Below are 10,829 nucleotides of genomic sequence, written 5' to 3'. Positions count from 1 at the left end.
CCCATAGCTCAGCTGGATAGAGTACTCGGCTACGAACCGAGCGGTCGGAAGTTCGAATCTTCCTGGGTGCACCATATAAAGAAACCTCGCTACGGCGGGGTTTTCTGCTGTTTAGTTTTTGCTTCATGTTCCCTATAGCCCAGCAAAACGAAATACCTGAATTCTCTTATCTCGTAATCAACGCTTCAACTCATTGGTTTCTTCTATATCAAATAGCAACTTTATTAAGCTGAATTTATTATTTATCAAGTAAATTCAGGCGATTATACAGTAAGCGACAATTTAGTTAGTTTGCGATAAAGTAGCTTTTCATTTATCCCTAGGCGCGGGGCCACGATGTACGATCGCTACGAAGGCCTGATTTTTGATATGGATGGCACCATTCTGGACACTGAGTCCACACATCGTCAGGCCTGGCGTCAGGTGCTAACGCCTTATGGTATGCATTTCGATGATCAAGCGATGGTGGCTTTGAATGGCGCACCGACTTGGCGAATTGCCCAGGCAATCATCGCTAATCATCAATCTGATTTGGATCCTCATTTATTGGCCACTGAGAAAACAGCATTAGTGAAGACGATGCTGTTGGATAATGTGAAGCCTCTACCGCTCATAGACGTTGTTAAAACCTATCATGGGCGTATACCTATGGCTGTAGGGACAGGAAGCGAGCATGCTATGGCAGAGATGCTCTTGTGTCATCTGGGTCTGCGCGGTTATTTCGCGGCCGTTGTCGGTGCTGATGATGTCACCAAACATAAACCAGAGCCTGAGACATTTTTACGCTGTGCGCAGTTACTCGGCGTGCAGCCAGCTAAATGTGTCGTCTTCGAAGATGCTGACTTTGGTGTTGAAGCGGCTAAAAGGGCCAATATGGCAATAGTTGATGTGCGCCTGTTGTGAGTAGTACGCTAGCTATTGCTTCTTTATTCGGGAGTAGCTTCCTCAGTGCGACGCTCTTACCCGGAAATTCTGAAATTCTGTTAGTCACTCTATTAACGGCAGATAGTGCGCCGGCAATGATGTTGGTGTTATCTGCCACTGTCGGAAATACCCTTGGGGGGCTAACAAATGTTGTTATAGGGCGTTTATTACCGGAGCTAAAGCCACAGCGGGGGATGAGTACAGCATTAGGCTGGCTCCAACGTTTTGGCCCAGCGGCTTTGTTATTGAGCTGGCTACCGATAGTGGGCGATTTGATGTGTGTGTTGGCAGGCTGGTTGCGAATGCCCTGGGGTCTTGTGGCTTTTTTTCTGTGTTTGGGAAAAGCATTACGTTATATCGTATTAACGGTAATTACGTTGCAAGGAATCGCCTGGTGGCAGTAAAGAATGTGACAAACTTACATAGTCACCTCGATGCAGTTTCAGTATGCTGGCGAGTTATGGTTTTCAAGAGCGGGAGGTCGATTTGATCCCGGATGTATCACACGCGCTAACTTGGCTGGAAGCGCATCCTAAAGCCCTGAAAGGGATCCGTCGCGGTATCGAGCGGGAAACATTGAGAGTGACTGCCGATGGCCAATTAGCCTCGACGGGTCATCCAGAGTCATTGGGTGCAGCTCTGACACATCAATGGATTACCACTGATTTTGCTGAGGCATTGTTGGAATTCATTACTCCAGTCGATGGTGATATTGACCATTTGCTGACTTTTTTACGTGATATCCACCGTTATACGGCACGTAAACTGGGTGATGAACGTATGTGGCCGCTCAGTATGCCTTGCTTTATTGAGGCTGAGCAGGATATTGAATTGGCTAAGTATGGTTCTTCTAATATTGGCCGTTTCAAAACACTTTACCGTGAAGGTTTAAAAAACCGTTACGGTGCGTTGATGCAAACTATCTCTGGAGTGCACTATAACTTCTCTTTGCCGCTGGAGTTTTGGCAGGCATGGGCGGGTGTCACCGATGAAAAAAGCGGTAAGGAAGAGATTTCAGCGGGCTATTTCCGACTGATTCGCAACTACTATCGTTTTGGTTGGGTTATTCCATATCTGTTTGGTGCTTCGCCGGCGATTTGTTCATCGTTCCTGCAAGGGCGCGAGACGGCATTACCCTTCGAGCGTAATGATAAGGGGATGTGTTATTTGCCCTATGCCACCTCTTTACGTCTGAGTGATTTGGGTTATACCAATAAATCACAAAGCAATTTGGGTATCACGTTTAATGACCTGCACACCTATGTTGCTGGGCTGAAACGTGCGATCCAAACGCCATCAGAAGAGTACGCAGCACTGGGGCTAAAAGACGGTGACCGTCATCTGCAATTGAATACTAATGTATTGCAGATTGAAAATGAATTGTATGCCCCTATTCGGCCAAAACGGGTTACCCGGGCTGGCGAATCACCGTCAGATGCTTTGCTACGTGGTGGCATTGAATATATCGAAGTGCGCTCTCTGGACATTAACCCATTCTCACCGATTGGCGTTGATGCAGTACAGGCACGGTTCCTCGATCTATTCCTGATTTGGTGTGTATTGGCCGATGCGCCTGAAATGAGCAGTGATGAACTACTGTGTACCCGTAAGAACTGGAATCGGGTTATTTTAGAAGGGCGTAAGCCGGGGCAGACAATTGGCAGGGGATGCAACGATACCCGTGAGCCGCTGGAAAAGGTCGGAAAAGATCTGTTTGCAGACCTGCGCCGTGTTGCAGAAGTGCTGGATGGTAAAGATAGTACTGAATATCAACAAGTTTGTGATGAGCTTGTGGCGTATTTTGATGATCCAAGCCTGACATTCTCCGCGCGTATTTTGCAAGCAATGAAAGAAGGTGGTATTGGTGGTATTGGCCTTGAACTCGCGGAGCGCTACAAGGAGATGCTGCAAAATGAACCATTGGAATTATTGACAGAAGAGCAATTAAGCGCAGAGCGAGATGCTTCATGGCAGCGCCAGCGTGATCTGGAACTCAAAGATCAACTAAGCTTTGAAGAATATTTGCTGCTTCATGGCGGCCAATAAAAAGAAAAGGCCACATTGCTGTGGCCAAATTAACATCTCTGATAACAGGGATGATGATAACAAATGCGCGTCTTTCACATATTAAGACGCACAGGATTCGAAAAAGTTTCACGGATTGCGAAAAAAGATCAGATAAAAAATTATTTTCTTATGAGGAGGTGACTAAATGCCATTATTGGATAGCTTTACCGTAGACCATACCATTATGAAAGCACCGGCTGTGCGTGTTGCTAAGACGATGAAAACCCCTCATGGCGACGAGATAACTGTATTTGATTTGCGCTTCTGTGTGCCAAATAAAGAAGTGATGCCGGAACGCGGGATTCATACACTGGAGCATCTATTTGCCGGTTTTATGCGTAACCACCTCAATGGCAACGGTGTTGAGATTATCGATATCTCGCCAATGGGATGCCGTACCGGTTTCTATATGAGCCTGATTGGTACGCCGGATGAGCAACGCGTTGCTAATGCCTGGAAAGCGGCAATGGCGGATGTGTTGAAGGTAACCGACCAACGGAAAATTCCTGAACTGAATGAGTATCAGTGCGGTACTTATCATATGCACTCACTGGAAGAGGCTCAGGCGATTGCCAAAGGTATCCTTGATCGTGATGTACGTATCAATCACAACGACGAACTGGCGCTGCCGAAAGAAAAACTATCTGAATTACATATTTAGTTTTCGATAGGTTAATGCAAAAAAGACGCTGATAAGGCGTCTTTTTTATGTTCGCTAGCCGCATTGGTTACGCAGTTATGCGGAGCTGCCTTGAGATACTATGGGGGCGACTCGCACCTGTTTAATCATGTTCTCTTGTACATCCAGAACATCAATTAGGTAATTGCCGATACGGACCTGAGCACCGACCTGTGGGATCTCTTGTAGCTCTTCCAGCAGCATGCCATTGATGGTACGGGCATCGATCGGAAGTGACCAGTTGAATGCTTTGTTCAGCTCGCGAACGCTGGCGCTACCATCAATGAGTACTGAACCATCGCTTTGCGGATTGACCTCTTCTGCCAGTGTTGGGGACATTGACGTGGTAAAGTCGCCAACGATCTCTTCCAAAATATCTTCAACTGTCACCAACCCTTGAATATCACCATATTCATCGACAATCATGCCGACTTTCTCTTTATTTCTCTGAAATTTCACCAGTTGTACATTCAGTGGTGTGCCTTCTGGAATAAAGTAGATTTCATCGGCTGCGCGCAGCAAATTCTCTTTATTGAACTCTTTTTTCTCCGTCATCAATCGATAGGCTTCCCGCACACGTAACATGCCGATGGCATCGTCCAATGACTGGCGATACAACACGATGCGCCCATGTGGTGAGTGGGTTAACTGGCGCATGATTGACTTCCAGTCATCATTGATGTCAATACCGACCACTTCATTGCGTGGCACCATGATGTCGCTAACTGTCACTTTTTCCAAGTCCAGTACCGATATCAACATATCTTGATTACGGCGGGATATTTGTGAGTGGGATTCATTCACGATACTGCGCAATTCATCTTTGCTGACGGCATCGCTTCTGTGAACGTTCCCTCTAATGCCACACAGACGCATCAGCGCGCGCGTAATGGTATTTAACAACCATACCAGTGGCAGCATAATTTTCTGTAGGGGAACCAGTAAGAAACTGCTGGGGAAGGCGACACGTTCAGGATAAAGTGCTGCGATAGTTTTCGGCATCACCTCAGCAAAAATCAACACCACAAAAGTCAGCACTCCGGTTGCTATTGCGACTCCAGCATTCCCGTATAAGCGGATACCAACAATAGTTGCCAAGGCGGATGCCAAAATATTAACCAGGTTGTTGCCGATTAACACCAGACTTATCAGGCGGTCGGGACGTCTTAGCAGTTTCTCAACTCGCCGTGCGGCGCGATTACCCTGTTTGGATAAATGGCGCAAACGATAGCGGTTAAGAGTCATCATACCGGTTTCGGAGGCAGAAAAATAAGCCGAGACCACGACCATAATGACCAGAATAATGATCAGCGTGCTAGTTGATACGTGATCCAACACTGTATTCCTTAATTGCGATGGTGGCTCTGTCAGTTCAACTGATCCATACGCTGATGATGGAGAGGATGATTAAGGAACTATAATTTCCTGCACCAAGCGGCTACCAAAATAGGCCAGCGTAAGTAGAAATGCACCAGCGAAGCTGAACCAAATCACTCTACGCCCGCGCCAGCCTTCATGGTAATGGCCCCATAATAGAACAATATAGACAAACCAGGCCATGATCGATAACACCGCTTTATGGACGTTTTCTTTACTAAATATGTTGTCCATATAAAGTAAACCAGTACACAGCGTCAGTGTCAGTAATACCACCCCAATTTGGGTGATATGGAACATTTTACGCTCAATACTCATTAATGGTGGCATGTCTGCATTAAATGTCAGTTTTTTATTCTTTAACTGATAATCGAGCCAGGCCAGTTGTAATGCATACAACGCTGCGATAATAAGTGTCGCGTAAGCAAAAAGCGCCAACCCAATGTGAACGAATATGGTAGGGCTGGTTTCCAGATGAGTAATAAACTCGCCCGGTAGCAAACTGGCAAGGGCCAGGTTGATCATGGCGAAACTATAGACAATCGGCAGCAAGAACCAACCGCGTCCCCGTGAGGCGACGATAGTCATGATAGTGCAGATCATCAACCCCACGATGGAGCCAATATTCAATAAAGTGAGGTTTTGGCCCCCACCGACATCAAAAATCTGATGCTTCAGAGCAATAGCATGGCACACTAGAGCCACGACGGCAGAAACCAGCGCTAACCGCCGGTAAGCACTATTTTTCTGCACCAGGCTTGGGACAATCAGGCCCAGGCTGAGCGAATAAGCGATCAAAGCCAAAATGGAGAACACGGGCATAGCGGTATATGAGCATCGGCTAAGTGAATTAGATAGCCAGTATAGCGTTGAGCGCGTTCCTCTCCAACCGTTCTCCGACGTGAGAGCAGAGATCGTTTAAGCTTCGTGTTATAATCCCCCCATTGTGTCGCCAGAGCGGCCTGTTTCCACGTTGAGTATGAGACAATGTTTGAGAACTTAACTGATCGATTGTCGCGCACACTGCGCAATATCAGCGGCCGTGGCCGGCTGACAGAAGAAAATATTAAAGAAACGCTGCGTGAAGTGCGCATGGCGTTACTGGAAGCTGACGTAGCCCTGCCGGTGGTTCGTGACTTTATCAACCGGGTAAAAGAGCGTGCGGTCGGGCATGAGGTGAATAAAAGCCTCACACCAGGCCAAGAATTCGTCAAAATAGTTAAAAATGAACTTATCACCGCCATGGGTGAGGTCAATAACGAACTGAATCTGGCCGCTCAACCGCCAGCAGTGGTGTTAATGGCCGGTCTGCAAGGGGCGGGTAAAACCACCAGTGTGGCCAAACTGGGTAAGTTCCTTAAAGAGAAACAGAAGAAAAAAGTGCTGGTTGTGTCTGCCGACGTGTATCGCCCTGCGGCGATCAAACAGTTGGAGACGCTGGCACAGGGTGTTGATATTGATTTCTTCCCGTCTGATGTACAAGAAAAGCCGATTGATATTGTTAATCGTGCCCTGCAACAGGCAAAACTTAAGTTTTATGATGTTCTGATTGTCGATACCGCCGGTCGCTTGCACGTCGATGAAGCGATGATGGACGAGATCAAACAGATTCATGCCGCGATTAATCCGGTTGAAACCTTGTTTGTCGTCGATGCAATGACCGGTCAGGATGCTGCTAACACGGCGAAAGCATTCAACGAAGCGTTGCCGCTCACGGGTGTGGTGCTGACCAAAGTTGATGGTGATGCTCGTGGTGGTGCGGCTCTGTCTATCCGCCATATTACCGGCAAGCCGATTAAATTCTTGGGCGTGGGTGAAAAGTCTGACGCACTGGAACCATTCCACCCGGATCGCGTGGCTTCACGCATTCTGGGGATGGGCGACGTGCTGTCGCTGATTGAAGATATCGAAAGCAAAGTTGACCGTGCACAGGCGGAGAAACTCGCCACCAAGCTGAAAAAAGGTGATGGTTTCGATCTCAACGACTTCCTTGACCAGTTGAAGCAAATGCGCAATATGGGCGGTATGGCCAGCATGTTGAGTAAAATGCCGGGTGCCGGTCAGTTGCCAGAAAACGTGAAATCGCAGATGGACGATAAGGTGACGGTACGTATGGAGGCCATCATCAATTCGATGACGCTGAAAGAACGTGCTAAACCAGAGATCATCAAAGGCTCACGTAAGCGCCGTATTGCTACCGGTTCTGGCGTGCAGGTACAGGATGTTAACCGCTTACTTAAGCAGTTTGATGAAATGCAGCGCATGATGAAGAAAATGAAGAATGGTGGCTTGGCTAAAATGATGCGTGGCATGAAGGGTATGATGCCACCGGGTTTCCCAGGCCGCTAAACGTCATACCCAAAGTGATTGGGGTTTCAGGTAGGCGGCCAGTAAACTAATCACGATGAACTTACTCAAGTAAGTGATTCGGGTTAGTGCGCGCAGCCAACAACCCTGTGATTTCAAGTACGAAGGGTATATTTCACGCAGTGGTGTTAACCGTGTGAGATGAGTAATGATTTCCCGCTGAAAACGGCGGTAAACGAAGAAAACTGTACTCATTCCAAAACTAGCGCACAGGAATCTACGCTTTAGATTGCTTTTTGCGCCAAAATGAGTAAAATTTTCGGGCTTTTTATATTGCAACTGGACCCCGTTCCCCGATGGGGTCCAGTTGTTTTATTAACTAAAGAGGATGTTATGGTAACAATTCGTTTGGCTCGTGGCGGCGCTAAAAAGCGTCCGTTCTATCAAGTAGTAGTGACCGACAGCCGTAATGCTCGTGACGGTCGTTTTATCGAACGTGTAGGCTTCTTTAACCCGATCGCAGCTGGTCAGGCTGAAGCTCTGCGTTTGGACCTGGACCGTATCGAACATTGGGTTGGCCTGGGTGCAACAGTTTCTGATCGCGTATCTGCGCTGATCAAAGACGCTAAGAAAGCAGCTTAATCTGTCGCGGTGGTGGTTATTATGAGCAAGCAACTCAATCCAGTGGTTCCCGATCAGCCGATTGTACTCGGTAAAATGGGTTCAACTTACGGCATTCGCGGTTGGCTCAGAGTATTTTCATCCACCGAAAACGCCGAAAGCATTTTTGATTACCAGCCGTGGTTTATCCAGCAGGCCGGTAAGTGGCAGCATGTCGAGTTGGAAGACTGGAAGCGCCACAGTCAAGATCTGATCATCAAAGTTAAAGGTGTTGACGATCGGGATGCCGCGAATTTACTGACTAATTGCGAAATTATCGTAGATTCCAAGCAACTACCCGCACTAGAAGAGGATGATTACTACTGGAAAGACCTTATGGGCTGTCAGGTAGTAACAACCACGGGTTACGAACTGGGTAAAATCATCGATATGATGGAAACCGGTTCTAACGATGTGATGGTAGTGAAGGCAAACCTGAAAGATGCATTCGGTATGAAGGAGCGGTTGGTCCCGTTTCTTCATGGGCAGGTTATCAAGAAAGTCGATCTCACTGCTCAACGTGTTGAGGTAGATTGGGATCCTGGTTTTTGACCTCCGAATTAAACGGCAAAAGTGAGTGGAACAAAACGATGTGGATCGGTGTTATTAGCCTGTTTCCCGAGATGTTCCGCGCAATAACCGATTACGGGGTAACTGGCCGGGCAGTAAAAAATGGCCTGCTGAGCGTGCAGTGTTGGAGTCCTCGTGACTTTACCTACGATCGGCATCGTACCGTGGATGACCGCCCATACGGCGGTGGCCCGGGAATGTTGATGATGGTGCAACCGCTAAGGGAAGCCATTCATGCAGCAAAAGCAGCGGCAGGCGAGGGAGCAAAGGTGATTTATCTGTCACCTCAAGGGCGCAAACTGGACCAACAGGGTGTTTGCGAACTGGCTACCAATCAGAAGATGATTCTGGTATGTGGTCGGTACGAAGGTGTTGATGAGCGCGTACTGAAAACCGAAATTGATGAAGAATGGTCAATTGGTGATTACGTTCTCAGCGGTGGCGAGCTGCCGGCAATGGCTCTGATAGATTCAGTATCCCGCTTTATCCCGGGAGTGCTAGGTCATCAGGCTTCAGCAGAGGAAGATTCCTTTGTTGATGGATTGCTGGATTGCCCACACTACACTCGTCCTGAGGTGTTAGAAGGGATGGAAGTTCCGCCAGTATTACTGTCGGGCAACCATGCCGAGATTCGTCGCTGGCGCTTAAAGCAGTCGCTGGGCCGTACCTGGCTTAGAAGACCTGAACTTCTAGAAAGCCTAGCTCTGACTGACGAGCAAATGGTGTTGCTGGCTGAGTTCCAACGGGAACACAAGCCCTGAAGCAACAGAACTATGAAAGGAGTGTTGTGCCGCGTGCCAACTTCCTGATATATCAGTTTACCTAGGGTAAGAGACTTATTATGAGCAATATTATCAAGCAAATCGAACAAGAGCAGATGAAGCAGGACGTACCTGCATTCCGTCCGGGTGATTCCGTGGAAGTGAAGGTATGGGTTGTTGAAGGTTCTAAAAAGCGTCTGCAGGCATTCGAGGGCGTGGTTATCGCTATTCGTAACCGCGGTCTGCATTCTGCGTTCACCGTTCGTAAAATTTCCAACGGCGAAGGTGTTGAGCGTGTATTCCAAACTCACTCCCCAGTAATCGACAGCATTACTGTGAAACGTCGTGGTGCCGTTCGTCAAGCGAAACTGTACTATCTGCGTGAGCGTACTGGTAAGTCTGCTCGTATTAAAGAGCGTCTTAACTAAGAATCGCTTTTTCATTGCAGAAAAAACTCTTAGTTATCAAGGGGGTGCCGACAAGGTGCCCCCTTTTTTTATTTCAATGACGACAAAAAAACGACAGAGATTTCAGCGCGATAAGTGGGGGGGAATGGGAAGGTGAACTGAGATAATTAGCGTGGCATCACACCACGCTAAAGAGACTAATAGATGATTACAGGCCGTAAACCAGAGTTATTGATGTTGTGGTATCAGTATTTTTAGGCGCGCTGGCAGGTGGCTTAGTGTTATAAGTCACAACATAAGCCAGGCGCAGTGCGAAACTTTTATTGATTGCCACATTTAACGCAGTTTCAGAGTTTAGCGTAGTTTCTTCGTTCGCTAATGCGGAAACCCCTTCGCTAAACACCGTATTATCAGTTAGTTGATAGGTATAGTTCGCACCGCCATAAGCCAATGCTTTAGTGGCTCGACCACCACCATAAAATTCATCGTGGCGAACACCGGGACCAAATTCCACCCGTAGGTTGTGCAACGGTGTGGTCATAATCTGGCGGCCATAACCGGTAGTTAATACCGACCGGGAATCAAAACCGTTGTAGCGATCATTCAGCCAACTGGCTTGCCCGAACAGGTAGTTACTGTCAGTCAGATTATAGCGGGTACGCCCGCCTAGCTGGTAACGTTCGGAAGAGCGTTGATTGTTAGCGCTGGTATTACGCGCGGCTCCCCACAAACTATAGGCGGTGTTAGGTTGGAACCAGGTTAACGTTGAGTTAGCAGTCAACGTTGAGTTAGTGGTATTACCTGATTGTGCGGTATAGCCAGCCTCGACAGTACCATCAAAGCTCTTCTTGGCTGTAGCTGGATCATCTAAGGCAGTAAAAACAGTCCCATCAGCAAGAACTGCAGTGCTGATGAGGGATAAAGCGATTGCGCTGAGATAAAACGGCAACGCCCTGGTATGACGCAAAGAAAACATAATAGGCCCATGGTGAAAAAAATGATTTTTGTGCTGCGGCCCGCATTGTAGCAGTTGTGATCCAACTAAATCAGAAGATATTTCGGATTGAATAATTAATT

At 47.6% G+C, this 10,829-nt stretch carries 12 protein-coding genes; 9 read left to right on the top strand and 3 right to left on the bottom strand.

Annotation, left to right across the window (positions count from 1 at the left end):
- Positions 1 to 336: 336 nt before the first annotated feature.
- From yqaB to luxS, 4 genes are all read left to right on the top strand, one after another.
- Positions 337 to 903: a fructose-1-phosphate/6-phosphogluconate phosphatase gene (gene yqaB / locus V2A85_RS18615; RefSeq protein ID WP_420072066.1), complete on the top strand. Its 567-nt coding sequence runs from the start codon at positions 337 to 339 to the stop codon at positions 901 to 903.
- Complete coding sequence (locus V2A85_RS18610; RefSeq protein WP_372558116.1) at positions 900 to 1,328, top strand: YqaA family protein; 429 nt, start codon at positions 900 to 902, stop codon at positions 1,326 to 1,328. The genes yqaB and V2A85_RS18610 overlap by 4 nt, the downstream gene beginning before the upstream one ends.
- A gap of 43 nt (positions 1,329 to 1,371) precedes the next feature.
- Positions 1,372 to 2,970 carry a glutamate--cysteine ligase gene (gshA, locus tag V2A85_RS18605; protein WP_193784717.1) on the top strand — a complete coding sequence of 533 codons (1,599 nt, stop codon included), beginning with the start codon at positions 1,372 to 1,374 and terminating at the stop codon, positions 2,968 to 2,970.
- A gap of 166 nt (positions 2,971 to 3,136) precedes the next feature.
- Positions 3,137 to 3,652 (top strand): S-ribosylhomocysteine lyase, encoded by a 516-nt coding sequence (gene luxS / locus V2A85_RS18600; protein WP_420072065.1) that lies wholly within the window; start codon positions 3,137 to 3,139, stop codon positions 3,650 to 3,652.
- A 75-nt stretch (positions 3,653 to 3,727) separates the two neighbouring features.
- On the opposite strand, the gene V2A85_RS18595 is transcribed toward luxS, so the two are convergent.
- Positions 3,728 to 5,005, bottom strand: coding sequence for an HlyC/CorC family transporter (locus V2A85_RS18595; RefSeq protein WP_193784716.1), 1,278 nt, complete (start codon positions 5,003 to 5,005; stop codon positions 3,728 to 3,730).
- A 72-nt stretch (positions 5,006 to 5,077) separates the two neighbouring features.
- Entirely contained in the window at positions 5,078 to 5,869 is a 792-nt protein-coding gene (locus V2A85_RS18590; protein WP_372558118.1) for a cytochrome C assembly family protein, read from the bottom strand.
- 165 nt (positions 5,870 to 6,034) lie between these two features.
- Between V2A85_RS18590 and ffh the strand changes: the two genes are divergently transcribed.
- The 5 genes from ffh (at position 6,035) to rplS (ending at position 9,773) form a co-directional block, all read left to right on the top strand.
- Positions 6,035 to 7,396 carry a signal recognition particle protein gene (gene ffh / locus V2A85_RS18585; protein ID WP_083160233.1) on the top strand — a complete coding sequence of 454 codons (1,362 nt, stop codon included), beginning with the start codon at positions 6,035 to 6,037 and terminating at the stop codon, positions 7,394 to 7,396.
- Positions 7,397 to 7,747: 351 nt separating this feature from the next.
- Positions 7,748 to 7,996 (top strand): 30S ribosomal protein S16, encoded by a 249-nt coding sequence (rpsP, locus tag V2A85_RS18580; protein ID WP_005182026.1) that lies wholly within the window; start codon positions 7,748 to 7,750, stop codon positions 7,994 to 7,996.
- 21 nt (positions 7,997 to 8,017) lie between these two features.
- Entirely contained in the window at positions 8,018 to 8,566 is a 549-nt protein-coding gene (gene rimM / locus V2A85_RS18575; protein WP_032905542.1) for a ribosome maturation factor RimM, read from the top strand.
- A gap of 38 nt (positions 8,567 to 8,604) precedes the next feature.
- The gene (trmD, locus tag V2A85_RS18570) at positions 8,605 to 9,345 is read left to right on the top strand and encodes a tRNA (guanosine(37)-N1)-methyltransferase TrmD (protein ID WP_005182033.1); all 741 of its coding nucleotides are present in this window, start codon (positions 8,605 to 8,607) and stop codon (positions 9,343 to 9,345) included.
- Between the two features lie 80 nt (positions 9,346 to 9,425).
- Complete coding sequence (gene rplS / locus V2A85_RS18565; RefSeq protein ID WP_005182038.1) at positions 9,426 to 9,773, top strand: 50S ribosomal protein L19; 348 nt, start codon at positions 9,426 to 9,428, stop codon at positions 9,771 to 9,773.
- A gap of 187 nt (positions 9,774 to 9,960) precedes the next feature.
- On the opposite strand, the gene V2A85_RS18560 is transcribed toward rplS, so the two are convergent.
- Positions 9,961 to 10,728 (bottom strand): DUF481 domain-containing protein, encoded by a 768-nt coding sequence (locus tag V2A85_RS18560; protein WP_372558119.1) that lies wholly within the window; start codon positions 10,726 to 10,728, stop codon positions 9,961 to 9,963.
- Positions 10,729 to 10,829: the final 101 nt, after the last annotated feature.

Origin of the sequence: Yersinia sp. 1252 StPb PI (genome assembly GCF_048593885.1) — a bacterium.
GTDB lineage: Bacteria > Pseudomonadota > Gammaproteobacteria > Enterobacterales > Enterobacteriaceae > Yersinia > Yersinia enterocolitica_E.
Note: the sequence above shows the minus strand (reverse complement) of the source record. Positions and strands in the feature narration are given on the sequence as shown.